20 protein-coding genes are annotated in these 25,980 nt (G+C 73.2%); 19 read left to right on the forward strand and 1 reads right to left on the reverse strand.

What is annotated here, in order from left to right; all coding sequences use genetic code 11:
• Positions 1-51: 51 nt before the first annotated feature.
• Complete coding sequence (locus AB0C84_RS30625) at positions 52-996, forward strand: hypothetical protein (RefSeq protein WP_361073312.1); 945 nt, start codon at positions 52-54, stop codon at positions 994-996.
• Here AB0C84_RS30625 and AB0C84_RS30630 read toward each other — a convergent pair.
• Positions 968-2,170, reverse strand: coding sequence for a hypothetical protein (locus tag AB0C84_RS30630; protein WP_361073315.1), 1,203 nt, complete (start codon positions 2,168-2,170; stop codon positions 968-970). The two genes, AB0C84_RS30625 and AB0C84_RS30630, sit on opposite strands and share 29 nt — an antisense overlap.
• Before the next feature lie 139 nt (positions 2,171-2,309).
• Here AB0C84_RS30630 and AB0C84_RS30635 point away from each other — a divergent pair, with 139 nt between their 5' ends.
• The 18 genes from AB0C84_RS30635 to AB0C84_RS30720 all read left to right on the forward strand — a co-directional run bounded on the left by AB0C84_RS30635 (position 2,310) and on the right by AB0C84_RS30720 (position 25,934).
• Positions 2,310-3,680, forward strand: a complete 1,371-nt coding sequence (locus AB0C84_RS30635; RefSeq protein ID WP_258942679.1) for a folylpolyglutamate synthase/dihydrofolate synthase family protein — start codon at positions 2,310-2,312, stop codon at positions 3,678-3,680.
• 5 nt (positions 3,681-3,685) lie between these two features.
• Positions 3,686-4,030: a DUF4233 domain-containing protein gene (locus AB0C84_RS30640; protein WP_361073318.1), complete on the forward strand. Its 345-nt coding sequence runs from the start codon at positions 3,686-3,688 to the stop codon at positions 4,028-4,030.
• A 125-nt stretch (positions 4,031-4,155) separates the two neighbouring features.
• Positions 4,156-5,658, forward strand: coding sequence for a hypothetical protein (locus AB0C84_RS30645; protein WP_361073321.1), 1,503 nt, complete (start codon positions 4,156-4,158; stop codon positions 5,656-5,658).
• A gap of 46 nt (positions 5,659-5,704) precedes the next feature.
• A complete protein-coding gene (gene ndk, locus AB0C84_RS30650) occupies positions 5,705-6,112 on the forward strand; it encodes a nucleoside-diphosphate kinase (RefSeq protein ID WP_179847067.1) in 408 nt (135 codons plus the stop codon).
• Between the two features lie 687 nt (positions 6,113-6,799).
• Complete coding sequence (locus AB0C84_RS30655; RefSeq protein ID WP_132197821.1) at positions 6,800-7,834, forward strand: rod shape-determining protein; 1,035 nt, start codon at positions 6,800-6,802, stop codon at positions 7,832-7,834.
• 157 nt (positions 7,835-7,991) lie between these two features.
• Positions 7,992-8,987, forward strand: a complete 996-nt coding sequence (gene mreC, locus AB0C84_RS30660) for a rod shape-determining protein MreC (protein WP_361073324.1) — start codon at positions 7,992-7,994, stop codon at positions 8,985-8,987.
• Between the two features lies 1 nt (position 8,988).
• Positions 8,989-9,588, forward strand: coding sequence for a rod shape-determining protein MreD (mreD, locus tag AB0C84_RS30665; protein ID WP_179847069.1), 600 nt, complete (start codon positions 8,989-8,991; stop codon positions 9,586-9,588).
• Complete coding sequence (mrdA, locus tag AB0C84_RS30670; RefSeq protein ID WP_361073327.1) at positions 9,585-11,657, forward strand: penicillin-binding protein 2; 2,073 nt, start codon at positions 9,585-9,587, stop codon at positions 11,655-11,657. The genes mreD and mrdA overlap by 4 nt, the downstream gene beginning before the upstream one ends.
• Positions 11,654-12,838, forward strand: a complete 1,185-nt coding sequence (gene rodA, locus AB0C84_RS30675; protein WP_361073330.1) for a rod shape-determining protein RodA — start codon at positions 11,654-11,656, stop codon at positions 12,836-12,838. The genes mrdA and rodA overlap by 4 nt, the downstream gene beginning before the upstream one ends.
• A 60-nt stretch (positions 12,839-12,898) precedes the next feature.
• A complete protein-coding gene (locus AB0C84_RS30680) occupies positions 12,899-14,821 on the forward strand; it encodes a TIGR03960 family B12-binding radical SAM protein (RefSeq protein WP_179847072.1) in 1,923 nt (640 codons plus the stop codon).
• A gap of 149 nt (positions 14,822-14,970) precedes the next feature.
• The gene (locus tag AB0C84_RS30685; protein WP_361073334.1) at positions 14,971-15,828 is read left to right on the forward strand and encodes a TIGR03936 family radical SAM-associated protein; all 858 of its coding nucleotides are present in this window, start codon (positions 14,971-14,973) and stop codon (positions 15,826-15,828) included.
• Between the two features lie 202 nt (positions 15,829-16,030).
• Positions 16,031-19,069: an Rne/Rng family ribonuclease gene (locus AB0C84_RS30690; protein WP_361073337.1), complete on the forward strand. Its 3,039-nt coding sequence runs from the start codon at positions 16,031-16,033 to the stop codon at positions 19,067-19,069.
• Positions 19,070-19,358: 289 nt separating this feature from the next.
• A complete protein-coding gene (gene rplU, locus AB0C84_RS30695) occupies positions 19,359-19,676 on the forward strand; it encodes a 50S ribosomal protein L21 (protein ID WP_089309479.1) in 318 nt (105 codons plus the stop codon).
• 15 nt (positions 19,677-19,691) lie between these two features.
• A complete protein-coding gene (gene rpmA, locus AB0C84_RS30700) occupies positions 19,692-19,949 on the forward strand; it encodes a 50S ribosomal protein L27 (protein ID WP_179847075.1) in 258 nt (85 codons plus the stop codon).
• 93 nt (positions 19,950-20,042) lie between these two features.
• Positions 20,043-21,440: a GTPase ObgE gene (gene obgE / locus AB0C84_RS30705; protein WP_361073341.1), complete on the forward strand. Its 1,398-nt coding sequence runs from the start codon at positions 20,043-20,045 to the stop codon at positions 21,438-21,440.
• A gap of 295 nt (positions 21,441-21,735) precedes the next feature.
• Positions 21,736-22,842 (forward strand): glutamate 5-kinase, encoded by a 1,107-nt coding sequence (proB, locus tag AB0C84_RS30710; protein WP_361073344.1) that lies wholly within the window; start codon positions 21,736-21,738, stop codon positions 22,840-22,842.
• A 13-nt stretch (positions 22,843-22,855) separates the two neighbouring features.
• Complete coding sequence (locus AB0C84_RS30715; protein ID WP_179847078.1) at positions 22,856-24,115, forward strand: glutamate-5-semialdehyde dehydrogenase; 1,260 nt, start codon at positions 22,856-22,858, stop codon at positions 24,113-24,115.
• A 64-nt stretch (positions 24,116-24,179) separates the two neighbouring features.
• Positions 24,180-25,934: a TIGR03767 family metallophosphoesterase gene (locus AB0C84_RS30720; protein WP_361073347.1), complete on the forward strand. Its 1,755-nt coding sequence runs from the start codon at positions 24,180-24,182 to the stop codon at positions 25,932-25,934.
• Positions 25,935-25,980 lie beyond the last annotated feature (46 nt).

The following is a 25,980-nucleotide window of genomic DNA, read 5'->3' on the forward strand; positions in this document are numbered from 1 at the left end:
GATCCGGTAGGGCCTGTGGGCCTTTGCGGTAGATGAACCTTCGGGAGTGCAATGGCCGATTCACCACCTCGGTCCGGCACGTCGGACTCCGCGTCCGGCGACGACCTGGACGCGGCGCAGGTCATCGAGGACGGTTCCGGACCGGAGCCCGCCCCTTCGCCCTTCGGCGGCGCGCGCCCCTGGTGGTCGGTCGACATCGGCGACGGGACCGGCCCGCACGCGATGGTGAACGGCACCGGCCCGCAGGCCATGCCGAGGAACGGAACGGGCCCGCACGCGATGCCCGTCTCGGCGAACGGGTCGGGGGCGCTTCCGGTCGTCGGCACGGGCCCGCACGGCGTCATCCGCGGCGGCACCGGCCCGCTGCCGCAGGTCACCGGCGCGCCGCCGGGGGCCGGTGGGCGCATGCCGAAGCTCCTGCTGGCCGCGGGCGCCGTCGTGGCCGCCGGTCTGCTGCTCGTCGCGGGCATGCTGGCGTTGCGGACAGGCGGCGTCGTCAAGGAGGCCGGGACTGCGGCCGGCCCCGGGCCGTCCAAGAAAGTGGTCAACGCGGGTCCCACGGCCGGGGGGCTGCACAAGGATCCGCTGACCTCGCCGCAGGCGAGCGTCGCGTACCCCTTCGTCGCGGGCGCGGTCGAGGCGGGCGGCGTCCCGGTGGCCAAGAACGGCCTCGCCGTCTACACCGAGGAACCGGTGCGCAAGGTCAACGTGCTGTTCGTGGGCGGGACGGGCCGGATCGGCGATCCCGCCGACTTCCTTCAGGCGACGCAGCCCAGCACGTTCATCGCCGGTCAGGACGCCGATCCGGGCCGCAAGGGCGGCAAGGCGGTCTGCGGCACGTTCGCCGTCCTCGCCGAGACCCACACCTACTGCGCGTGGGCCACCAAGGACTCCTTCGGCGTCATCGCGTCCAACCGGCCCACGGTGAACCCGCAGTTCCCCCTGATGGCCGATCTGATGCACCGCATCAGGAAGGACGTCGAGAAGTCGAAGTGACGTAGAGGCGCTCTGTGTCGGCGCCTACCGCGTCCAGGACGATCCCGGTGAAGTAGACCGTGCCGAGGACGACGACGCGGTGCCCTAGCGTCGCGAGCGACTCGGGTGTGATGGCGGCTGGCCCGACCACGTCCCAGTGGGGCGGCAGGGCGCGGGTGAACCGCAGGTGCGGCATCGGCAGCCGGACGAACGTCACGGGCAGCGCGCCCAGCGCGGCGACGGCGCCGTACAGGTCCTTGTGGTCGGGGAGGCAGACCACGGCGTGGTCGATCGTCCCCCAGGCCTTCCGGGCGGCGCCGAGGGCGGCGGCGATTCCGGCCCGGTCGATCGCGGAGTCGACCAGCAGCCGCGTGGCCGTCCCGGGCACGGCGTGCCAGGACAGGCGGCCGGGCAGGACGATCGAGGACAGGACGGCCCGCACCGTCCCGGCGGCGGGTTCGCCCGCCCCGGGGAGGCGGCGGGCGGCGACCACGCCGAGTTCGGCCGCCGCGCGCCCGAGACCGGCGGGAAGCAGGTCCGGGGGGAGCCCGCTGCCTCCGGGCCCGACGAACTCCACGGCGCCGAGGACCCGCGCGACCTCGGCCGACTGCGGCGCCGACAGGACGCGCGTGCGCGGCCCGGCGACGCCGACCTTCTCCTCGGCGATCTCCGCCGGGGTGTCGCCGAGCACGCCGGCGTGCTCCCGGAAGACCGGGGTGATCGCGGCGACGTCTGGCGGGAACAGAGCGACCTCGTCCGACCGTCCGCCCATGCCCGCCTCCAGGACCAGCGCGTCCGCACCCACGCGGCGCGCGTGCAGGACGCCCGCGATCGTGAAGAGTCCTGAGGGCGACAGGTAGCCGCCGGACGGGGGCGGGAGCGCGGCGACGGCCTCCCCGAGGACGTCCGCCAGGGAGGCGAGTTCCTCGGCGGAGACGGCGCGGCCGTCCACCCTGATGCGGTCGCGGTTGCTGCGCAGCCCGGGACTCGTGACCGTGCACACGCGGAGCCCTGCGGCCCCGAGGAAGGCCGACGCGTAGGTCGCCGCCGTCCCCTTCCCCTTGGAGCCGACGACCGTCAGGACGGGAACGCCCGGCGCCAGGAGGCCCAGTGCGCTCGCGAGGGCGCGGGCCCGCCCGACGTCGCGGGTCTCGCCCGGGGCGCGCCGCTCCCACTCGCGGAAGAACACCTCCATGTCTCCAGTGTGGGCCGTCCCCAGTGTGAGCCGTCTCCGGTGTGGGCCCGGACGGAGGTGCGCCCACCGCCGAGTAGGCTCTGAGACCGTGAGTCAGGTATCCGAGCCGTCCGATTACAAGGCCACCGTCGGCGCGATCATGGAGCGCGGGGTCGAGTGGGAGATCGACCCGACCCTCGACCGGATCGCCGACCTCGTCGACGTCCTGGGCGGGCCGCACCGCGCGTACCCGGTGATCCACATCGCCGGGACGAACGGCAAGTCCACCACGGCCCGGCTCGTCGAGGCGCTGCTGCGCGAGCGCGGCCTGCGCACCGGGCTCTACACCAGCCCCGAGCTGACGACGCTGCGCGAGCGCATCGCGATCGACGGGGAGCCGATCAGCGAGGAGCGCTTCGTCGAGGCGTTCAACGACGTGTCGCCCTACCTCCAGCTGGTCGACGACAAGCACGGGGCCCGGCTGTCGTTCTTCGAGGTGCTCACCGCGATGGCCTTCGCGGCGTTCGCGGACGCGCCGGTCGACGTGGCGGTGGTCGAGGCGGGCATGGGCGGCGTCTGGGACGCCACGAACGTCGCCGACGGCGCCGTCGCGGTGATCACGCCGATCGGCCTGGACCACACCCGCTACCTGGGCGACACGCTGGAGCAGATCGCCGGGGAGAAGGCGGGCATCATCAAGCCGGGCGCGGTGGCGGTGCTGGCGCAGCAGCCGGTCGAGGCCGCCGAGGTGCTGCTGCGGCGGGTCGTGGAGACCGGCGCGACGGCGGCGCGCGAGGGCGTCGAGTACGGCGTGCTCAGCCGGGACGTCGCCGTCGGGGGCCAGCAGATCTCGCTGCGGGGCCTGCACGGCGTCTACGACGAGATCTTCCTGCCGCTGTTCGGCGAGCACCAGGCGAGCAACGCCGCGACGGCCCTGGCCGCCGTGGAGGCGTTCGCCGGCGGCGCGCCGACCCGGGGCGAGCCGAACCTGGAGGCCGCGACCCGGATCGCGCCCGGCGAGTCCTTCCTCGGCGGCGAGGAGGGGCAGCTCGACCCGGCCCTGGTCCGCAGCGGCTTCGCCAAGTCGGCCTCGCCGGGCCGGCTGGAGGTCGCCCGGACGGGCCCGACCGTCCTGCTGGACTCCGCGCACAACCCCGCCGGGATGGCCGCGACCGTCGCGACGGTCACCGAGTCGTTCGGCTTCACCCGGCTCGCCGGGGTCCTCGCCATCGCCGCCGACAAGGACGTCGCCGGGGTCCTCGACCAGCTCGAACCCGTGCTGGCCGAGTTGGTGGTCACCCGCAGCTCCTCGGCGCGCTCGATGCCGCCCGAGGAGCTGGCCGAGATCGCCGAGGGGATCTTCGGCGCCGACCGCGTCCATGTCGCCGAGCGGCTGGACGACGCCATCGACCGGGCGATCGGGCTGGCCGAGGAGACCGGCGAGTACCGGGGCGCCGGCGTGCTGATCACCGGCTCGGTGGTCACCGCGGGCGACGCCCGCACCCTGCTGCGCGTCGAGGAAGGCCGGTGACGGGCATGAGCGCGCGGACCGCCGCGAACCCGGCGCGCAGGCTGTTCGCCACGGTGCTGGCGTGCGAGGCCATCGTGATCGCGCTCGCGATCCCGGTGGCGGTGACGGTGCTGGACGTCGGCGGGGCGACCGCCGGCGGCGTGTGCGGCGGGCTGGCCGCCGCCTGCGTGGTGCTGGCCGGTCTGCTGCGCTTCCCGTGGGCGGTCCACGCGGGCACGGTCCTCCAGGTGCTGATCATCGCGACCGGGTTCATGGTGCCGGCCATGTTCTTCCTCGGTGTCGTTTTCGGGGCGCTATGGGGCACGGCCATTTGGCTGGGACGCAAGGTGGCGGGCGCTCAGCCGCGCTAGGTTCGCGAGGACGGCACCATTGCGTCCGCCGATTCTCGCGTATCTCTCTCATCGTCTTATTTGGGCATTTTTCCTTTTTTGGGAAATGTGCGTGCGGCGGATGACGACGTCCTAAGGAGCACGCCGTGTCCTCCCACGCACGCGAACACCCGCCCGGCGACCTCACCGGGACGCGGCCCGCCGGGCCCTCGGCGCGCCCCGCCGAAGGGGCCGCCCGGCGGCGGCTCTCGACGCTCGGCACGCTGCTGCTGACGTTCACCGCCCTGCCCGCGGCCCTCCTGGTGGTGCCCGACGCGTCCGGCGGCGTCGTCCCGGCCGCCGCGAGCGCCCTCGCGCTCGGCGACGCCGAGATCCCCGGGCTGCTGCGCGCCACCGGGCTGTCGCTGCCCGCCCTGCTGGTCACGGTGCCGCTCGCCGCCGTCGCCGCCCGCCGCCTCCCCGCGTGGGGCGTGCTCATGGCAGGGTTCGCGGTGCTGCTCGCGGGCATCGGCGCCGCCCGTCTCGCCGACTCGCTGCCCGACATCGGGACGGTCCGCGCCCTCCAGGGCGCAGGGGCGGGCATCGTGCTGCCCGCGAGCCTCGTCCTGGTGTGGGAACGGCGCAACCGCGCCCTGTCGGCCGCCTGGGCCGGAGCCCTCGCGGGCACGCTGATCCTCGCGATGCCGCTGGCGCTGAAGGCCGTCCCCGTCCCCGCCGACGGCGCCGCCGTCCCCGACTGGCGCGTCGCGCTCGCGCCCTACCCGCTGCTCGCCGTCGCCGCCGCCGGAGCCGCGCTCGCCCACCCCCTCCTGCGGGGACGCCGCCACCGGCGGCCGCCCCCGCTCCGGCGCACCGAGCGCGGGCCGCTGCTCCTCGTGCCCGTCCCGGCGGGCGGCTTCGCCTTCCTCGCCGTCGTCGCCGCGCACGGCTGGTCGCCCGGCGCGCGCCTGCTCCTCGCCGGGCTCACGCTGCTCGCCCTGGCCGGCCTCGCCTTCGCCGGCGCCCGGGCCGCGGCCGCCGGCGGGCCGTCCGGCGGCGCGGTCGTCATGATCGCCGTCGGCCTGCTCTGCCAGCCCGTCGCCGGCCCGCTCGCCGGGCTCGCCGCCGCCGGGACGGGGACCGGGGGCCCGCCGGCGCTCCCGTTCGCCGTGGCGGCCGCCGCCGCCCTCGCCGCCGCGCTCGCGGCCACCCGCACCGGAACGCGCGGCGCCGTCCGCGCCGGCTACCTCCTCATGGCCTCCGCCGTGCCGCTCGGCCTCGCGGGCGGCGCCCTCGGCCGCTGGGCGCTGCTCGCCCCCCTCGTCCCCCTCGGCGCCGGCGCGGGGCTGGCCCTCGCCGCCTCGCTGCGGGACGCGAGAGTGGGCGCCGCGCTGTTCGGGCTGTCGCTGTGCTTCCCCGCGGTCCTGGCCGGGCAGCTGCTCGTCCTGTCGCTGCAGGCGGCGCGGCTGCAGCGGTCGCGACCGGTCACCGACGCCCAGCATGTGCACGCGCTCCTCGAGGGCTACCAGATCTGGCTGGCCGTCGCCGGGGTGGTCGCCGTGCTGCTCGCCGGAGCCACCGCCCGCCTGTGCGCCGGACGCGCCGCGACGACGCGCGCACGCGCGCCACGGCTCCCCGGGAATGCCACCGCGGGCCCGGGAGCCGGGTAGGATTCGCGCGCTTACCGATTCCGATAGTCCTTTAGGAGAAACACCCGTGTCCGAGCGCACTCTTGTCCTGGTCAAGCCCGACGGCGTTCGCCGCGGCGTCGTCGGCGAGGTCATCTCCCGGATCGAGCGCAAGGGCCTGAAGCTCGTCGCGCTGGAACTGCGCACCCTCGCCCGCGAGACCGCCGAGGCGCACTACGAGGAGCACTCCAGCAAGCCGTTCTTCGGCGAGCTGGTCGACTTCATCACCGGCGGCCCGCTCGTCGCCATGGTCGTGGAGGGCCCGCGCGCCATCGAGGCGTTCCGCTCCCTCGCCGGCGCCACCGACCCGGTCAGCGCCACCCCCGGCACCATCCGCGGCGACTTCGCCCTGGAGATCGGCGAGAACATCGTCCACGGCTCCGACTCCACCTACTCCGCCGAGCGCGAGATCAAGCTCTTCTTCCCCGAGGTGTAGGGCTGCGCCTGCCCAGGGGGGCGACCCCCTGGAACCCCCGTTGCGAGCCGGGCGATCCTCACGCCACGGTGCGGGTTTCCGTGCCCGTGCGGGTATTCGTCGTGGCGCTGCGGTCGTCCGGCTCGGCGGGTCGGGCGACCTCCAGGCGCCCAGAGCGCCTTCCGGCCGCCCGACCCGCGGCCTCGCTCAGGTCTACTCCAAGAGCGTTGGATGTCGATGGTTCGCATCGCTCTTGAACTGAAATCGCCCTGGCCCTGTCGGGAGCGGGGGACCGTCGCTCGTTCCACAATCGGCTTGTAAGCGGGTAAGGGCTGGGCCTGCGGTGTCCCGGGCGCCTTCATGAGGCGGTAGATCGTCGGCCCGGGTTCGGCTTTTCCGCGGCCGCGCGGAACAGCGGCCCGGGACGAAACGAACCGTGTTGCGGCGTGGGGGTGTGGCGGGCCGGGGGAAACCCCCTAAGATCCTCGGATACCCGGTGGCGTCGGGCCTGCCGTGGGCGCCGCGCGTCCTTGGCCGAACGTGCCGCCGGGTCAGTCCGCCGGGTTCTCTTTATGGAAAACCGGGCTGGTCAGGACGCGTTTTTTTCGCGACGCGCGGCGCGGGGGTGACTGCCCGCGGAGGTACGCGCACGTTACGATGGACGCGCCGCTCAACACGCCCGTCAATCATGAAGGGCTCCCTTTCTTCATGGGTAACAAGCTGTCGTTTCTTGGCCGTGACATGGCGGTCGATCTCGGTACCGCCAACACCCTGGTGTACGTGCGCGGGCGTGGCATCGTCCTGAACGAACCCTCCGTGGTGGCGATCAATACCAATACCGGGAAGATCGTCGCGGTGGGCATCGAGGCGAAGCGGATGATCGGCCGCACACCGGGCAACATCGTCGCGGTCCGTCCGCTGAAGGACGGCGTCATCGCCGACTTCGACGTCACCGAACGGATGCTGCGCTACTTCATCCAGAAGGTGCACAAGCGCCGGCACTTCGCCAAGCCGCGGATCGTCGTGGCCGTGCCGAGCGGGATAACCGGGGTGGAGCAGCGCGCGGTGAAGGAGGCCGGCTACCAGGCCGGTGCCCGCCGCGTCTACATCATCGAGGAGCCGATGGCCGCCGCGATCGGCGCCGGGCTGCCCGTCTACGAGCCGACCGGCAACATGGTCGTCGACATCGGCGGCGGCACCACCGAGGTGGCGATCATCTCGCTCGGCGGGATCGTCACCAGCCAGTCGGTGCGCGTCGGCGGCGACGAGCTCGACCAGGCCGTGATCTCTTTCTCCAAGAAGGAGTACTCCCTGATGCTCGGGGAACGCACCGCGGAGGAGATCAAGATGGCGATCGGGTCGGCCTATCCCGGCGGCGAGGAAGAACCGCACGCCGAGATCCGGGGCCGCGACCTCGTCAGCGGGCTGCCGAAGACCGTCGTGATCTCCGCCGAGGAGGTCAGGCGGGCGATCGAGGAACCGGTCAACGCCGTGGTGGACGCGGTGAAGACCACCCTCGACAAGTGCCCGCCCGAGCTCTCCGGCGACATCATGGACCGCGGCATCGCGCTCACCGGCGGCGGCGCTCTGCTGAAGAACCTCGACGAACGGCTCCGCGAGGAGACCGGGATGCCCATCCACCTGGTGGACAACCCGCTCGACTCGGTGGTGCTCGGCACGGGCAAGTGCGTCGAGGACTTCGAGTCGCTCCGGCAGGTGCTCGTGCCGGAGCCGCGGCACTGATTCGGACATGGCCGGCCAGGGGGCGTGAGGGGTCGCTCCCCGGGCGGGCCGATTCGGACTTCGTCCGCCGAGGGCGGCAGCGCGCGCCGGGACGCGGGGGCGTCCCTCCTCGTGAGGCACCGGGCTCCCGGCGGACCAGGGAACGGGAGGTCGGTGCGTGAAGGACACCCGGCGCACCCGCGTGGTCCTCGGCGCGTTGCTGGTCGTGGCGCTCGCGATGATCACCATTGACTACCGCGGCGGGCAGGACTCGCCGCTGAGCGGCCTGCGCGGCGTCGGCGCGACGGTGTTCGGACCGGTGGAGCGGGCGTCGGCGTCCGTCGTCCGGCCGGTGGGCAACACCTTCGACGCCGTCACCGACGCGCCGGGCGAGCGCCGCCGCGCCGACCGGCTCGCGCGGCAGAACCAGCGGCTGCGCGAGCAGCTGCGCTCCAGCCGCCTCGACCAGGACCGGTCCGCGCAGCTGCGCAGGCTGCTCGGCACCGCCGGGATGGGCGGCTACAAGATCCACGCCGCGCAGGTGATCTCGGCCGGGCAGGGCTTCGAGGACACCGTCACCATCGACGCCGGCAGCCGCAGTGGCGTCAAGCCCGACATGACCGTGATGAGCGCCGACGGCCTCGTCGGCCGCGTCACCCGCGTCGGGCCCGCGACGGCCACCGTCCTGCTCGCCACCGACCAGACCTCCTCCATCGGCTCCCGCCTCGAGGAGTCCAAGGAGATCGGGATCACCCAGGGCCGGGGCCGCCGCGGCCTCGGCCGGGGCGGCGCGACGCCGCTGCGGTTCCAGCTGCTGGACGCCGCCGCGCCGATCAGGGTCGGCCAGCGGATCGTCACGCTCGGATCGCAGGGGCAGAAGCCCTACGTCCCGGGCGTCCCGATCGGCGTCGTCGAACGGATCGAGCGGTCGACCAGCGGGCTGACCCGCACCGCCTACGTGCGGCCGTTCGTGCGGTTCACCAGCCTCGACGTCGTCGCCGTCGTGGTCGCCCCGCCGAAGACCGACCCGCGGGACGCCGTGCTGCCGCCCAAGCCCCCGCCGCCGCCGACCCCGACCCCGACCCCGACCGCGACGCCCTCGGCGAGCAAGAGCCCGAAGGCCAAGCCGCGCCGCTCCAAGAGCCCGTCCACGAATCCGACCCGGGGGGACTGACGTGCTGAACCCGCCCGAGGCGTCGCCGGCCGGCCGCGCCGCGGTGACCGCCGTGGTGATCGTCGTGACGCTGATCCTGCAGGTGTCGGTGGCGAACCGGCTGCCGCTGCCCGGCGGCGTCCAGCCCGACCTGGTGCTGCTGGCCGTCGTGGCGCTCGCGCTCGTCGCGGGCTCGATGACCGGGATGGTGGCCGGGTTCCTCGCGGGCCTCGCCGCCGACATCATCCCGCCCGCCGACCACACCATCGGCCGGTACGCGCTCGTCTACTGCCTCATCGGGTACCTGTGCGGCGTCGCGTCCGCCGAGATGGACCGCCAGTCCGCGGTGCCGTTCTTCGCCGTCGCCGCCGGGGCGCTCGCCGGGACCGTGCTGTACGCGGGCACCGGCATGATCCTCGGCGACCCGCGCGCCGGGTGGGCGACCGTGTCGAGCATGGTGCCGCTGCAGGTGCTCTACGACGTCATCGCGAGCCCCTTCGTGGTGTGGGCGGTGCTGCGCGCCACCCGCCGGTACGAACGCGGGGAACGCGCCCGCGGCGACCGCCTCGCCGTGCCCGCCGCCCGCTACCGCGCGATGTCGGGGCGGAGCGGGACCCTGTGAACCCGAGGACCCACTTCCGCCTCGTCGTCCTGTACGTGCTCGTCGCCGCGCTGCTGCTCGTCCTGATCGGGCGGATGTGGGCGCTCCAGGTCCTGGAGGGCGCGCACTACCGGGCGGTCGCCGCCGAGAACCGCACCCGCGACATCGTCGTCCCCGCCACCCGCGGCATGATCCTGGACGACCGCGGCAGGCCCCTCGTGCGCAACCGCAGCGCGCTCGTCGTGTCGGTCGACCGCACCACGCTGTCGCGGCAGAAGGACGGCGGCCAGACCGTCCTCAAGCGGCTCGCCGCCGTGCTCGGGACGTCCCAGGAGGAGATGTCCAAGCGGATCCGGCTGTGCGGGCCCGGCATCAAGCGGCCGTGCTGGCCCGGTTCGCCGTACCAGCCGATCCCGGTCGAGGACCACGTCGACCCCAAGCGCGCGCTGCAGATCATGGAGCGGCAGGAGGACTTCCCGGGGATCACCGCGCAGGTCCAGGCCGTCCGCGACTACCCCGAGCCGGAGGGCGCGCGTCCCGCGCAGCTCCTCGGCTACCTGCAGCCCGTCACGCAGGACGAGCTCGACAAGCGCAAGGGCCTCAAGGTCACCGGCTACAGCGGCGTCGACCTCGTCGGGCGCGACGGCCTGGAGGCGCAGTACGACTCGGCGCTGAGCGGCGAGCCCGGGTTCCGCAAGGTCCTGGTCGACAGCCAGGGCCGCGTCACCGGCACCGCGCGCGAGCAGCCCCCGATCGCCGGCAGCAACCTCGTCACCAGCATCGACGCGGGCGTGCAGGGCGCGGCGGAGAAGGCCCTCAAGAACGCCGTCGACGGCGCGCGCAAGCAGGGCCGCCCCGCCGACGCCGGCGCCGCGGTCGTGATGGACGTGCGCACCGGCCGGATGATCGCGATGGCGAGCTACCCGACCTACGACCCCGGCATCTGGACCGGCGGCATCTCCCAGGACGAGTACGACGCGCTGCTCGGCAAGAAGCAGGGCGAGCCGCTGATCTCCCGGGTCACCCAGGGGCAGTTCGCGCCCGGCTCCACCTTCAAGATCTCCTCGGTGGCCGCCGCGGTGAAGGACGGCAACAGCCTGACCGGCACCTACGACTGCCCCGGCTCCTACAACGTCGGCAACCGCGCCTTCCGCAACTTCGAGGGCGAGGAACTCGGGGCGATGTCGCTGCACACGGCGCTCGTCAAGTCCTGCGACACGATCTTCTACCGGTTCGCGTACCAGGAGTGGCAGCGCGACGGCGGGATGAAGCCGAAGAAGAATCCCTCTGACCCGATGGTGAAGATGGCCCGCGACTACGGGTTCGGGTCGCGCACGGGCGTCGACCTGCCCAGCGAGAGCGAGGGCCGCATCCCGGACCGGGGGTGGAAGAAGACCTTCTGGGACGCCACCAAGGCCGCCAACTGCAAGGGCGCCAAGACGGGGTATCCGGAGGTCGCCAAGACCGACCCGGCCCGCGCCGCCTACCTGAAGGCCGTCGCGACGGAGAACTGCACCGAGGGCTACGTCTGGCGGCCCGGCGACGCGGCGAACTTCTCGGTCGGGCAGGGCGACGTCCTGGTGACGCCGCTGCAACTGGTCCGGGCGTACGCGGCCATGGCGAACGGCGGCAAGCTGCTGACCCCGCGGCTCGGTGTCGCGGTCGTGCGTCCCGACGGCTCGATCGTCCGCCGGATCGACGCGCCGGCGCCGGGCAGGCTGCCCGTCGAGGGCAAGGTGCTCACCTACATCCGCAAGTCGCTCGCGGAGGTGACCAAGAGCGGCACGGCGTCCGGGGCGTTCACCGGTTTCGACTTCAAGCGCGTCGACGTCGGCGGCAAGACCGGCACCGCGGAGGTCTACGGCAAGCAGGACACGTCCTGGTTCGCCTCGTTCGGCCCGGTGGACAAGCCGCGCTTCGCGGTGGTCGCGATGGTCTCCCAGGGCGGGCAGGGCGCGCAGACGTCCGCGCCGGCCGTCCGGGAGATCTGGGAGGCCATGTACGGCACGAAGGACCGCAAGGCGATCCTCCAGGACGGAAAGCTCCCGTCCGAGCTGCCGCGGATGCCCGCCGAGGGGACCGCCCCATGATCACTGGTTCCGGGGTCGGCAGCGTCGACGCCTACGCCGCGCACCGGTCGTGGACCAGCAGGCTCGCCGGGCTGCGCCGGCTCGACCTGCCGATGCTGCTGGCCGTGCTGGCGCTGTCGGCGGTGGGTGCGCTGCTGGTGCGCTCGGCCACCTTCCACCTGCTGACCGAGCAGGGCAAGGACCCCGAGGGCTTCCTCAAGCGGCACATCCTGAACCTGGTCATCGGGTTCCTGCTCGGCGGCCTGGTCACCGTGCTCGACTACCGGCTCCTGCGCGCCTACGTCCCCATCCTGTACGGGCTGGCGTGCGTGGGGCTGCTGGCCGTGCTGACCCCGCTCGGCTCGACGATCAACGGCTCGCACTCGTGGATCGTGATCGGCGGCGGCTTCCAGGTGCAGCCGTCGGAGTTCGCGAAGGTCGGGCTCGTGGTGCTGCTGGCGATGATCCTCGGCGAGCCGCGCGACGGGGAGATCGGCCCCGGCCGGCGGGACGTGCTGCTCGCGCTCGTGCTCGCCGGGGTGCCCGGCATGCTGATCATGCTGCAGCCCGACCTCGGCACCACGCTGGTGTTCATCGCGGTGGTGCTCGGCATGCTGGCGATCTCCGGGGCGCAGAAGCGCTGGCTCGTCGGGCTGGTCGGCGGCGGTGTCGCCGCGGGCGCCGCCGTGTTCTTCTTCGGGCTGCTGAAGGCCTACCAGATCGCCCGGTTCACCGCCTTCCTGAACCCCGAGGCCGACCCGCGCGGCGCCGGCTACAACGCCCAGCAGGCCCGCATCGCGATCGGCTCGGGCGGGGCGTTCGGCAAGGGACTGTTCCACGGCGAGCAGACCGGCGGCCACTTCGTCCCCGAGCAGCAGACCGACTTCATCTTCACGGTGGCGGGGGAGGAGCTCGGCTTCGTCGGCGCCGCCGTCATCATCGCGCTGCTCGGCGTGGTGCTGTGGCGCGGGCTGCGCATCGCCACCCAGGCCGCCGACCTGTTCGGGACGCTCGTCGCCACCGGCGTCGTGTGCTGGCTGGGGTTCCAGACGTTCGAGAACGTCGGGATGACGATCGGGATCATGCCGATCACCGGGCTGCCGCTGCCGTTCGTGTCCTACGGCGGGTCCGCGACGTTCGCGAACATGATCGCCTTCGGCCTGCTGCAGGCGGTCCACGTGCGCCGCCGCCCGTTCGATTAGCGCCCGGCGACTGCGTAGGCTGGACGTTCATCCCACGTCCCCTGCACGGAGGGTTCCGTCATGCCGGTCGAGTCGCTCTTCCCGCGCCTGGAGCCGCTGCTCCCGAGCGTGCAGAAGCCGATTCAGTACGTTGGCGGCGAGCTGAACTCCCAGCTCAAGGACTGGGACGCGACCACCGTCCGGTGGGCGCTGATGTACCCGGACGCCTACGAGGTGGGGCTGCCGAACCAGGGCGTCCAGATCCTCTACGAGATCCTCAACGAGCGCGACGGCGTGCTCGCCGAGCGCACGTACTCGGTGTGGCCCGACATGGAGGCCGTCATGCGGGAGCACGGCATCCCGCAGTTCACCGTCGACGCGCACCGGCCGGTCGCCGCCTTCGACGTGTTCGGCGTGTCGTTCTCCACCGAACTCGGCTACACCAACCTGCTGACGGCGCTCGACCTCGCGGGCATCCCGCTGGAGTCCGCCGACCGCACCGGCGACCACCCGATCGTGATCGCGGGCGGGCACGCCGCGTTCAACCCCGAGCCGATCGCCGACTTCGTCGACGCCGCCGTCCTCGGCGACGGCGAGGAGATCGCGCTCGCCATCACCGAGGTCGTCCGCGAGTGGAAGGCCGAGGGCGAGCCCGGCGGGCGGGACGGCCTGCTCCTGCGCCTCGCGGCGTCCGGCGGCGTGTACGTCCCGCGCTTCTACGACGTGACCTACCTGCCCGACGGCCGCATCCAGCGGGTCGCGCCGAACCGTCCGGGCGTCCCGTGGCGGATCGAGAAGCACACCGTCATGGACCTCGACCAGTGGCCGTACCCGAAGAAGCCCCTGGTCCCGCTCGCCGAGACCGTGCACGAGCGGTTCAGCGTGGAGATCTTCCGCGGCTGCACCCGCGGCTGCCGGTTCTGCCAGGCCGGAATGATCACCCGCCCGGTCCGGGAGCGGTCGATCACCACGATCGGCGACATGGTGGAGCAGGGGCTCACCGAGTCCGGCTTCCAGGAGGTCGGGCTGCTCAGCCTGTCCAGCGCCGACCACAGCGAGATCGGCGAGGTCGCCAAGGGCCTCGCCGACCGCTACGAGGGCACCAACACCTCGCTGTCGCTGCCGTCCACGCGGGTGGACGCCTTCAACATCACGCTCGCCAACGAGTTCTCCCGCGGCGGCCGCCGCTCCGGCCTGACGTTCGCGCCGGAGGGCGGCTCCGAGCGGATGCGCAAGGTGATCAACAAGATGGTCACCGAGGACGACCTGATCCGCACGGTCAGCACCGCCTACGAGAACGGCTGGCGGCAGGTCAAGCTGTACTTCATGTGCGGCCTGCCCACCGAGGAGGACGAGGACGTCCTCGCCATCGCCGACATGGCCAAGCGGGTCATCAAGGCCGGGCGGGACGCCACCGGCCGCAAGGACATCCGCTGCACCGTGTCCATCGGCGGGTTCGTGCCGAAGCCGCACACCCCGTTCCAGTGGGCCGCGCAGTGCGACCACGAGACCGTCGACCGCCGCCTGCGCGCCCTCAAGGACGCCCTGCGCGGCGACAAGGAGTACGGGCGCGCCATCGGCCTGCGCTACCACGACGGCCAGCCGTCGATCGTCGAGGGCCTGCTGTCGCGCGGCGACCGGCGCGTCGGCAAGGTCATCCGCGCCGTCTGGGAGGACGGCGGCCGCTTCGACGGCTGGAGCGAGCACTTCTCCTACGAGCGGTGGACGGCCTGCGCCGAGAAGGCCCTGGCCGGTGAGCCCGTCGACCTCGCCTGGTACACCGTCCGGGAGCGCGAGGAGGTCGAGGTGCTGCCCTGGGACCACCTCGACGCGGGCCTCGACCGCGAGTGGCTCTGGCAGGACTGGCAGGACGCCGTCGACGAGACCGAGGTCGAGGACTGCCGCTGGACGCCGTGCTACGACTGCGGCGTCTGCCCCACGATGGGCACCGAGATCCAGATCGGCCCGACCGGCAGGAAGTTGCTCCCACTGAACGTGGTGTAGCCGAATTCGACCGCTTCGTCCCTTGAGCTGCAAGGGTTCCGGGCCTACGGGGGCGGTGCCTGGCCGAACCGGGTCCGGCGCCCCGTACTCTATAGGGAGACCTTTATTTCGACTCGACACGAGTAGGAAGGACCAGAACCCTGGCACCCATGCCGGAGGGTCCGGCGCCGGCCCCCGTGACCCAGCGTCTGCGCGTCCGCTACGCCAAGCGGGGCAGGCTGCGGTTCACGAGCCATCGCGACATATCCCGGGCCGTGGAACGCGCCGTACGGCGCGCCGGGATCCCCGTCGCGTTCAGCGCCGGATTCACCCCCCACCCGAAGATCTCGTATGCGGGTGCGGCGGCGACAGGGGTGGCCAGTGAGGCCGAATACCTCGAACTCGGGCTCACCGAGACCCGCGACCCTGCGCGGGTGCGAGCCGATCTCGACGCGGCCCTGCCTCCCGGACTCGACGTCCTCGACGTCGTGCCGGTACGGGCGGGACGCGGCGACGCCCCGGTGAAGCCGGGCGCGTTCACCGATCGGCTCGAGGCGTCCGAATGGCGGATCCGGCTGGACGGCGTCGCCGAAAGCGACGCCGCCGCGGCCGTGGCCGCCTTCATGGGCGCCGAGAACATCGAGGTGGAGCGCCTCACGAAGAAGGGACGGCGCCGTTTCGACGTGCGCGCCGCCGTGTCCGCCTGCGAGCTGGACCGGCGTGCCGCCGAGACGGCGGATGCCCCTTGTGCGATACTTCGAATGGTTGTTCGGCATTCCACACCCGCCGTTCGACCCGACGACATCCTCACCGGACTGCGCCAGGTCGCCGACCTCGCGCCGCCGTCACCGCCGCTGGTGACCAGGCTGGCGCAGGGGCCCCTCGACGCGGACACCGGTGGCCTCGCGGATCCCCTGGATCCCGACCGGGAGACCGGCCAGCCGTCCGGCGACGACGCCGAGGCGGCCCGCGGCCCTGAGCGGCCGCGGTCCGGGGACACCGCGAGCGCGGATGCCGTCAGCGCCTGACCGTGGAACCGAAGCCGTGGAAGCACGGAACCGGTCCCGCAGGGTACGGAAGGCGCACCCCCGACGACTTCGTCGTCATGACCGGGCACCGTCCGGTCACGACGGCACCGACTGACGAGGTGCTCTCGTGCGGCGCACCGCATCGTCCCGCTTCCGGCGGGGCGGGCGGACGCGCCCGGGAGCCTGACGGGAGATTGCCCGGATGCTTGAGAACGAAGCCGACGCGGCCGCGGCCGATGGCGCCGACGACGGGACCGTTGACAACGAGACCACGGAGAGCACGGAGACCGCCGCGCAGAGCGGGAACGCCCAGAGCAAGGGCACGGGCGTGACGTCGCGTCCGCGCCGCGCGAGCCGGCCCGCGGGCCCGCCGCCCGACGTGGACGACACCTCCGCCGAGGCTCCCGCCGCGCAGCCGGAGCCCGCGCCCGCCGAGAAGCCCGCGCCCGCCGAGGAGGCCGCCGAGACGGCCGAGCCGCCGAAGCGGACCCGGACCCGCGCGCGCAAGACCACGAAGGCCGCCGCCGAGACGGCAGAGCCCGTCCCGATGACCGGTGCCGAGACCTCGCCCGAGGCCACCGCCGAGCAGGCCGCAGCACCCGCCGAGCAGGCCGCCGAGCCGCCCGCCGAAGAGGCGCCGGCGCCCCGCACGAGGACCCGCCGCCGCCCCGCCAAGGCCGCCGCCGAGGTCCCGTCCGTGCCGCAGGTCCCGGCCGCCCCGGTCGCCGGGGAGGTGCCGACCCCCGAGCAGGTGTCGGAGACCGAGCCCGCGAGCGGCGTCGGCGTCCCCGGCGTGACGTTCCAGCCGCCGATGGTCGTCTTCCAGCCGCCGCAGCCCAAGGCCGAGCAGCCCGCCCGCGCGAAGGCCGCCGAGCCCGAGCCCGAGGCGCAGGACGCCGGCGAGGAGGACCAGGACCACGGGCCCTCCGACGAGGACGACTCCGAGGACCGCCCGTCCCGCCGCCGTCGCCGCCGCGGCGGCCGCGGCCGGGGCCGGGGCGGCAAGGAGGGCGCCGAGGACGAGGGCGAGGACACCGAGGCCGAGGCCGAGGAGCCCAAGGAGGAGCCGCCCGCCAAGCCCGCCAGGGCCGCCAAGGGCAAGGCGGCGAGGGGCGGCAAGGCGGCCAAGGCCAAGGAGCAGGACAAGGAGCCCAAGGCCGAGGAGCCCGAGCAGGGCGCCGCCGACGGCGAGGAGGACGAGGACGGCGGCACGAGCCGCCGCCGTCGCCGCCGCAGGCGCCGGTCCGGGGCCGACGGTGAGTCCGGCGGCTCCGACGACCCGCCGAACACCGTCGTCCACGTCCGCACGGCCCGCGAGGAGCGTGCCGCCGCCGAGGACGAGGTCCAGTCGGTGCGGGGCTCGACCCGCCTGGAGGCCAAGAAGCAGCGCCGCCGCGAGGGCCGCGAGCAGGGCCGCCGCCGCCCGCCGGTGATCACCGAGGCGGAGTTCCTGGCCCGCCGCGAGGCCGTCGAGCGGGTCATGGTGGTCCGGCAGGAGGGCGAGCGCACCCAGATCGCCGTCCTGGAGGACGACGTGCTCGTCGAGCACTACGTCAACCGCGCGACGCACCAGTCCTACGTCGGCAACGTCTACCTCGGCAAGGTCCAGAACGTCCTGCCGTCGATGGAGGCGGCGTTCGTCGACATCGGCAAGGGCCGCAACGCCGTGCTCTACGCGGGCGAGGTCAACTGGGACGCCTCCGGCCTGGAGGGCCAGCCCCGCCGCATCGAGTCGGCGCTGAAGTCGGGCCAGTCGGTGCTCGTCCAGGTCACCAAGGACCCCCTCGGCCACAAGGGCGCCCGGCTGACCAGCCAGGTCTCCCTGCCCGGCCGCTACCTGGTGTACGTGCCGGACGGCTCGATGACCGGCATCAGCCGCAAGCTGCCCGACAAGGAGCGCAGCCGCCTCAAGTCGATCCTGAAGAAGGTCATGCCGGAGAACGCCGGCGTGATCGTGCGGACCGCGGCCGAGGGGGCGACCGAGGAGGAACTCGCCCGCGACGTCTCGCGCCTGGCCGCCCAGTGGGACAGCATCCAGAAGAAGGTCAAGACGGCCTCTGCGCCGTCCCTGCTCTACGGCGAGCCCGACCTGACGATCCGGGTCGTCCGCGACATCTTCAACGAGGACTTCTCCAAGCTCGTGGTGTCCGGCGACGAGGCCTGGGACACCGTCTCCGACTACGTCCAGTACGTCGCCCCGCATCTGGCCGACCGCGTCGAGCGCTGGAACGGCGACCAGGACGCCCTGTCGGCGTACCGCATCGACGAGCAGATCGCCAAGGCGATGGACCGCAAGGTCTGGCTGCCGTCCGGCGGCTCCCTGGTGATCGACCGCACCGAGGCGATGACGGTCATCGACGTCAACACCGGCAAGTTCACCGGGCAGGGCGGCAACCTGGAGGAGACCGTCACCCGCAACAACCTGGAGGCGGCCGAGGAGATCGTCCGCCAGCTCCGGCTCCGCGACATCGGCGGCATCGTCGTGATCGACTTCATCGACATGGTGCTGGAGAGCAACCGGGACCTGGTGCTGCGCCGCCTCGTGGAGTGCCTGTCGCGGGACCGTACCAAGCACCAGGTCGCCGAGGTCACCTCGCTCGGACTGGTGCAGATGACCCGCAAGCGGGTCGGCCAGGGGCTGCTGGAGGCGTTCTCGGAGACCTGCGAGTCCTGCAACGGCCGCGGCATCCACGTCCACCTGACGCCGGTCGAGCCGAAGGCGGAGAAGGCGGCCGGCAAGGAGTCCGGACGCCGCCGCAAGCGCAAGGGCGAGGTCGAGAAGGCCGTCGAGGAGAAGCTGACCCGGCACGAGGCCAAGGCCAAGGAGCCCGCGGAGGAGCCCGCGAGGGAGCCGGTGAAGGAGCAGGCCGCCGAGACGGCGCCGGTCGTGGAGACCGCGCCCGAGCCGGTCGCCCGCGCGCGGCCGAAGAAGTCCCGGCCCGCCAAGCGCCCGGCCGGCCCGCCGCCCGAGATCGACGAGGCTCCGGCGCAGGCCGCCGTGGAGGCCGCCGACGCCGCCGAGGAGGCCTCCGGCACCGCGCCGGGCGCGCTGGACTCCGCCGAGCCGGTGCAGGTCGGCCCGAACGGCGCCGAACCGGCCGACGGTGAGAGCGCCGACGAGCTGAACGGCGCCGAACTGCACGGCGCCGCCAACGGGGCCGAGCCCGCCCGCCGACGCCGTACCCGGCGTCCCCGGGCGGCGGCGGCGCAGACCGCCGACGGCGCCGAGTCCTCGGACTGACGGGGGCCGGGGCCCTGGCCGGACGCGTTCGCGTTCCGGCCAGGGCATCCGGTACCCTTGACCTTCGGCGCGTCTTCGGCGCGTCGCCCGAATCCGCACCGCGAGCCCCGTCCGGGGAACGTTCGGTGTACACCTCACCGATCCGGTGGGGGCACAGCAGAGAGCGCCAGGGTCCTCCTGGTGTGCCGCCCTCGGCCCGGTGCCGGGGGTAGGCCCCCGTCCGGGGGCTGGTAAGCCACGCGCGGGACCGGTTCACTCCGGAAGCGCGCGCAGACGAAGGGTTTCCGCGGTGTACGCGATTGTCCGCGCAGGCGGCAGGCAGGAAAAGGTCGCCGTCGACGACGTGCTGACCGTCGACAAGCTGGCCGGTGACGTCGGGTCGACCATCACGCTCCAGCCCCTGCTGGTCGTGGACGGCGACGACGTCGTGAGCCGCACGGCCGACCTCGCCGGCTACGAGGTGACCGCCGAGATCCTCGGCGCGGTCAAGGGCCCCAAGATCAACATCATGCACTACCGGAACAAGACCGGGTACAAGCGGCGGATGGGTCACCGTCAGCCGTACACCGAGGTCAAGATCACCGGTATCAAGGCCGGCAAGAAGTAAAGGGAGAGCGGTCTCATGGCACACAAGAAGGGCGCATCGTCCAGCCGCAACGGTCGCGACTCCAACGCCCAGCGCCTCGGTGTGAAGCGCTTCGGCGGCCAGGTCGTCAACGCCGGCGAGATCATCGTCCGCCAGCGCGGCACCCACTTCCACCCCGGCCCGGGCGTCGGCCGCGGCGGCGATGACACGCTGTTCGCGCTGGTCGCGGGCGCGGTGAAGTTCCGCCGCTACCGCGGTCGCAACGCGGTGAGCGTCGTCCCGCCGGCGGAATAGTCCGCCGGGGGCAGCGACTTTTGTTCGAAGGGGCGGACCGTTTCCGGTCCGCCCCTTCGCCGTTCGTACCAAGGTTCACCGAGGAGAGTCACCGTGGCCGCTGGAGCGGGATCGGGCGCGCAGTTCGTCGACCGGGTGGTGCTGCACGTCGCGGCGGGCAACGGCGGCAACGGGTGCGCCTCGATCCACCGTGAGAAGTTCAAGCCGCTCGGCGGCCCTGACGGCGCCAACGGCGGCCGCGGCGGCGACGTCGTCCTCGTCGTCGACTCCAACGCGGCGAGCCTCCTCGAATACCACCGGCGCCCGCATCGCAAGGCGAGCAACGGCAGGCCGGGCCAGGGCAGCCTCCGGACGGGCGCGGACGGCGGCGACGTGATCCTCTCCGTCCCCGACGGCACCGTCGTGAAGTCGGGCGACACCGTCCTCGCGGACCTGGTCGGCGAGGGCACCCGGTTCGTGATCGCCAAGGGCGGCAGCGGCGGCCTCGGGAACGCGGCGCTCGCGACGGCCAAACGCAAGGCGCCCGGGTTCGCGCTGCTCGGCGAGCCGGGGGAGGAGCGCGACGTCGTCCTGGAACTGAAGAGCGTCGCCGACGTCGCGCTCGTCGGGTTCCCCAGCGCGGGCAAGTCGTCGCTGATCGCCGCGCTGTCGGCCGCCAAGCCGAAGATCGCCGACTACCCGTTCACGACGCTGATCCCGAACCTCGGCGTGGTCAGCGCGGGCGACTCGACGTTCACGGTCGCGGACGTGCCGGGCCTGATCGAGGGCGCCAGCGAGGGCCGCGGCCTCGGCCTGGACTTCCTGCGCCACATCGAGCGCTCCTCCACCCTCGCGCACGTCCTCGACTGCGCGACGATGGAGCCGGGCCGCGACCCGGTCAGCGACTTCGAGGTCATCGAGCGCGAGCTCCAGGCCTACGACCGGGTGCTGGGCGACCGCCCGCTGTCGGACCGCCCCCGCGTCGTCGTCCTGAACAAGATCGACGTGCCGGACGGCCGCGACCTCGCCGAGATGGTGCGGCCGGAGTTCGAGGCCCGCGGCCTGCGGGTGTTCGAGGTGTCGGCGGCGACGCACGAGGGGCTGCGGGAGCTGTCGTTCGCGATGGCGGCGATGGTCACCGAGTACCGCGCCTCGCTGCCGCCGGCGGAGCCCACCCGCGTCGTCATCCGGCCCGAGCCGGTCGGCGGGGACACCGACTTCGAGGTCAAGACCCTCGGCGACAACACCTACCTGATCACCGGCGCGAAGCCGGTCCGGTGGCTGCGCCAGACCGACTTCGCCAACGAGGAGGCCGTGGGCTACCTCGCCGACCGCCTCGCCCGGCTCGGCGTCGAGGACGCGCTCGGCCAGGCGGGCGCCAGCGCGGGCGCCACCGTCCTGATCGGCACCATGGACGACTCGATCGTCTTCGACTGGGAGCCGGAGGTCGCGGCGGGCGACGGCACGAGGGGCCCGCGCGGCACCGACCGCCGCCTGGACGGCTGGTCCTAGGCTGTGTTTCGCCGTCCCGGCCCACTCCGCTCGCCTGGCGGCTCGCTACGCGACCGGGCCTGGGCGAACGCGGCATCGCTTCGCGATCTGCCCGGCTCCGCTCGCCTCCGGCTTCGCTGCACCGGCCAGGTCACGCGTTCGCGAGCGTGGCCGAGACCACTTCGAGGCAGGCCCTAGGAACGGAGCGATCCGGGGGTGCGGGAGTCGTTTCCCGCAGGGACAGAATTGAACAAGGAGAACCGGGGTGCGGGGGGCGTCTCCCCTCACCGAGCAGGATCATGAGCGGAGCTTGGGCATGAGTGGGCGTGAGGCGGTCGCGAAGGCGCGGCGGATCGTGGTGAAGGCGGGCTCGTCCTCGCTGACCACGCCGCAGGGCACGATCGACGTGAACCGCATCGACGCGCTGGTGGACGTTCTCGCCGCGCGCCGCGGCGAGGGCACCGAGATCGTGTTCGTGTCGTCCGGCGCGATCGCGGCGGGGCTCGGGCCGCTCGGGCTGACCCGCCGCCCGCCCGACCTCGCGACCCAGCAGGCGGCGGCGAGCGTCGGGCAGGGCCTGCTGTTCGCCCGCTACACCTCGTCCTTCTCCCGTTATGCCCTGACGGTGGGGCAGGTGCTGCTCACCGCCGACGACATGATGCGCCGCTCCCACCACCGCAACGCGCAGCGCACCCTCGCGCAGCTGCTCGCCATGGGCGTCCTGCCGATCGTGAACGAGAACGACACCGTCGCCACCGACGAGATCCGGTTCGGCGACAACGACCGGCTGGCCGCGCTCGTCGCGCATCTGATCCGCGCGGACGCGCTGGTCCTGCTCTCGGACGTCGACGCCCTCTACACCGGGGACCCGCGCCGTCCCGGGACCCGCCGCATCGACGACGTGCGCGGCCCGGACGACCTCCGGGACGTGGAGCTCGGCGGCTCCGGGCGGGTCGGCACCGGCGGCATGGTCACCAAGGTCGAGGCGGCCAGGATCGCGGGCATCCCCGTCGTGCTGACCAACGCCGCGTCCGCGGCGCGGGCGCTTTCCGGCGACCAGGTCGGGACGCTGTTCCATCCGGCGGAGGGCCGCCGCATGTCGACCCGCAACCTGTGGCTGGCGCACGCGACGACGGGCCAGGGCCGCGTCATGCTGGACGCGGGCGCGATCGAGGCGGTCGTGCGGCGCCGCAAGTCCCTGCTCCCGGCCGGAGTGACGGGCGTGGACGGCGACTTCGCCGCGGGCGACCCGGTCGACCTGTGCGACACCGGCGGCGCGGTCGTCGCGCGCGGCCTGGTGAACTACGACGCGTCCGAGATCCCCGAGCTGATGGGGCGCTCGACGCGCTGGCTGGCGCGTGAGCTGGGCGCCGAGTACGAACGCGAGATAATCCACCGCGACCATCTGGTGATACTGCGATGACGGGAGCCTGCTGATGAGCGACGAGCGCGAGGAGTTCCTGCGGGTGGCGCGGCGCGCCAGGGAGGCCGCCGCGGGGCTGGCTCCGCTGCCGCGGTCGGCGAAGGACGCGGCGCTGCACCGCATCGCGGACGCCCTGGTCACCGCCGCACCGGAGATCGTCAAGGCGAACGAGGCCGATGTCGCGCGGGCCCGCGGGAACGGCACCTCCGAGTACATGATCGACCGGCTGAGCCTGTCGGAGGAGCGGATCGCCGCGATCGCCGACGCGGTCCGCAAGGTCGCCGCGCTGCCGGACCCGGTGGGGGAGGCGGTCCGCGGGAACGTGCTGCCGAACGGGCTGGAGCTGCGCCAGGTGCGGGTGCCGCTCGGCGTCGTCGGGATCATCTACGAGGGCCGCCCGAACGTGACCGTGGACGCCGCCGCGCTGTGCCTGAAGAGCGGGAACGTGGCGATGCTGCGCGGCTCGTCGTCGGCGTACGACTCCAACACGGTGCTGGTCGAGGTGATGCAGGGCGCGCTCACCGGCACCGAGGTCCCGCCGGACGCGGTGCAGCTCGTCCCGGGCACGTCCCGCGAGTCGGTGAAGCACCTGATGCGGGCGCGCGGCCTGGTGGACGTGCTGATCCCGCGCGGCGGCGCCTCGCTGATCAACTCGGTGGTGGAGGAGTCGACCGTCCCGGTGATCGAGACGGGCGTCGGGAACTGCGCGGTGTACGTGGACGCCGCCGCCGACGTCGACATGGCCGTGGACATCCTCCTGAACGCCAAGACGCAGCGTCCGTCGGTGTGCAACGCCGCCGAGACGGTCCTGGTGCACGCCGACATCGCCGACGTGTTCGTCCCGCGCGCGCTTGAGGCGTTGCGGAGCGCCGGTGTCACGGTGCACGGCGACGACCGGATCCGTTCCTTCGGCGGCGACGTCGTGGAGGCGACCGAGGACGACTGGTACGCCGAGTACCTCTCGCTCGACATCGCCGCCCGGGTGGTGGACTCCCTGGACGACGCCGTCGCGCACATCCGCCGGTACGGCTCGGGGCACACCGAGGCGATCGTCACGACGTCCCAGCCGGCCGCGAAGCGGTTCGTCGCGCTGGTCGACTCGGCGGCCGTGATGGTGAACGCGTCGACCCGCTTCACCGACGGCGAGGAGTTCGGGTTCGGCGCGGAGATCGGCATCTCGACGCAGAAGCTGCACGCCCGGGGCCCGATGGGGCTGCCGGAGCTGACGTCCACCAAGTACGTGGTGACCGGGGAAGGACACGTGCGCGGCTGAGCTCCGGATTTGTGACATCTTTGCCATTGATGTCACGTGTGCGGGTGTGGTCTGATTCACGATTGTGACTCGTCAGTACAGCCGCCGCCGCGTCCTGAAGGGCGCCGCCCTGGGCGCGGGGATCGCCACCACCGGACTGGCCGCCTTCCCCGCGCGCCCCGCCGCGGCGGCGCCCGCGCTGCGCGGTCCGACCGCCGGCACCACCCTCGACCGGACCTACCTGCTCGGCGCCGCGGGCGCCGGCGGGTACCGCAAGGTGACCACCGGTCCGGGCGAGCCGTACCTGCTGCGCCGCGACCTCGGCGGCGCCGCCTCCGCCCGCCGGGCCGTCACCCGGCGCGGCATCCTGGCGTTCGGCCACCTCACCGACGTCCACATCATCGACGCGCAGTCCCCGGCCCGCGTCGAGTTCGTCGACCGGCTCAAGGACGGCCTGGACGTCCTGCCGGTCGAGGGCGCCTACCGGCCGCAGGAGATCCTGTCCACGCAGGTCGCCGAGGCGATGGTCCAGGCCGTGAACCGGGTCGGGCGCGGACCGGCGACCGGGCTCGGCCTCGCCTTCACCATCAACACCGGCGACGCCGCCGACAACGTCCAGCACAACGAGCTCCGCTGGATCATCGACCTGCTGGACGGCGGGCGCATCCGCCCCGACTCCGGCGACCCGGACCGCTACGAGGGCGTCATGGACTGGGCGTCCTACGACCGCTCGTTCTGGCACCCCGAGGGCCCGCCGCCCGGCGCCGAGGCCGACCTGCCGAGCACCAGGTACGGGTTCCCGCGCGTGCACGGCCTGATCGACGCCGCGCGCCGCCCCTTCCAGGCGACCGGCCTCGACGCGCCGTGGCTGGCCGCGTTCGGCAACCACGACGGGCTCGTCCAGGGCAACCTGCCGGTCAACCCGCTGGTCTCCGGCCTCGCCACCGGCGGCATCAAGATCGGTGCCCCGGCGGACGCCGGCCAGGCCGAGCGGCTCGCCCGCATGATGAGCGGCGGAAACGCCGCCGAACTCGTCCGCCTCAGCCGCGAGCAGGGCGGCGCGGGGGGCCTGTTCCGCCCGGTGACCCCCGACCCGGGCCGGCGGATGCTGTCGCGCGCCGAGGTCGTCGCCGAGCACTTCAAGACCACCGCGTCCCTGCGCGGCCACGGCTTCACCCTCGCCAACCTGCGCGACGGGACGGCCTACTACGCCTTCGACAAGGGCGTCGTGCGCGGTCTCGTCCTCGACACCGTCAACCCCAACGGCTACTCCGAGGGCTCGCTCGACAGGAAGCAGCTCGCGTGGCTGGAGTCGCAGCTCAAGGCCGGTAGCAGCCGCTACACGGCACCCGACGGCTCGGTCGTGAAGCACGCGGTGAAGGACCGGCTGTTCGTCCTGTTCAGCCACCACCCGATCGGCTCGCTGGAGAACCCGCTCGGCGGCGACCGCGTCCTCGGCGACGAGGTCGAGGCGCTCCTGCTGCGCTACCCGAACGTCGTCCTGTGGGTGAACGGCCACACGCACCGCAACCAGGTCATCCCGCACGCGCGCAAGGGCGGCGGCGGTTTCTGGGAGGTCAACACGGCCGCGCACATCGACTTCCCGCAGCAGAGCCGCATCGTCGAGCTGGCCGACAACGGCGACGGCACCCTCTCGGTGTTCGCGACGATCCTCGACTCCGCCGGGCCCGCCTCCCACGGCGGCCGCCTCACCGACCCGGTCGGGCTGGCGTCGCTGTCCCGCGAGCTGGCGGGCAACGACTGGCAGGACCGCGAGGAGGACCGCCGCGGCGAGGCCGCCGACCGCAACGTCGAGCTGCTGGTCCCGTCCCCCTTCTGAGGAACGGCGAAGGGCCGCCGCGTCCGTGTCGCGGCGGCCCGGCTCG

The organism is Actinomadura sp. NPDC048955 (assembly GCF_040649435.1).
GTDB lineage: Bacteria > Actinomycetota > Actinomycetes > Streptosporangiales > Streptosporangiaceae > Spirillospora > Spirillospora luteofluorescens.

What these genes read in the sequence shown, in the direction of transcription:
- AB0C84_RS30690 (WP_361073337.1), top strand. Translation starts at nt 16,031, where the DNA reads ATGCTTGAGAACGAAGCCGACGCGGCCGCGGCCGATGGCGCCGACGAC.
- AB0C84_RS30640 (WP_361073318.1), top strand. Translation starts at nt 3,686, where the DNA reads ATGAGCGCGCGGACCGCCGCGAACCCGGCGCGCAGGCTGTTCGCCACG.
- AB0C84_RS30625 (WP_361073312.1), top strand. Translation starts at nt 52, where the DNA reads ATGGCCGATTCACCACCTCGGTCCGGCACGTCGGACTCCGCGTCCGGC.
- AB0C84_RS30680 (WP_179847072.1), top strand. Translation starts at nt 12,899, where the DNA reads ATGCCGGTCGAGTCGCTCTTCCCGCGCCTGGAGCCGCTGCTCCCGAGC.
- proB (WP_361073344.1), top strand. Translation starts at nt 21,736, where the DNA reads ATGAGTGGGCGTGAGGCGGTCGCGAAGGCGCGGCGGATCGTGGTGAAG.
- AB0C84_RS30655 (WP_132197821.1), top strand. Translation starts at nt 6,800, where the DNA reads ATGGGTAACAAGCTGTCGTTTCTTGGCCGTGACATGGCGGTCGATCTC.
- AB0C84_RS30630 (WP_361073315.1), bottom strand. Translation starts at nt 2,170, where the DNA reads ATGGAGGTGTTCTTCCGCGAGTGGGAGCGGCGCGCCCCGGGCGAGACC.
- rpmA (WP_179847075.1), top strand. Translation starts at nt 19,692, where the DNA reads ATGGCACACAAGAAGGGCGCATCGTCCAGCCGCAACGGTCGCGACTCC.
- AB0C84_RS30715 (WP_179847078.1), top strand. Translation starts at nt 22,856, where the DNA reads ATGAGCGACGAGCGCGAGGAGTTCCTGCGGGTGGCGCGGCGCGCCAGG.
- AB0C84_RS30635 (WP_258942679.1), top strand. Translation starts at nt 2,310, where the DNA reads ATGGAGCGCGGGGTCGAGTGGGAGATCGACCCGACCCTCGACCGGATC.
- rodA (WP_361073330.1), top strand. Translation starts at nt 11,654, where the DNA reads ATGATCACTGGTTCCGGGGTCGGCAGCGTCGACGCCTACGCCGCGCAC.
- AB0C84_RS30685 (WP_361073334.1), top strand. Translation starts at nt 14,971, where the DNA reads ATGCCGGAGGGTCCGGCGCCGGCCCCCGTGACCCAGCGTCTGCGCGTC.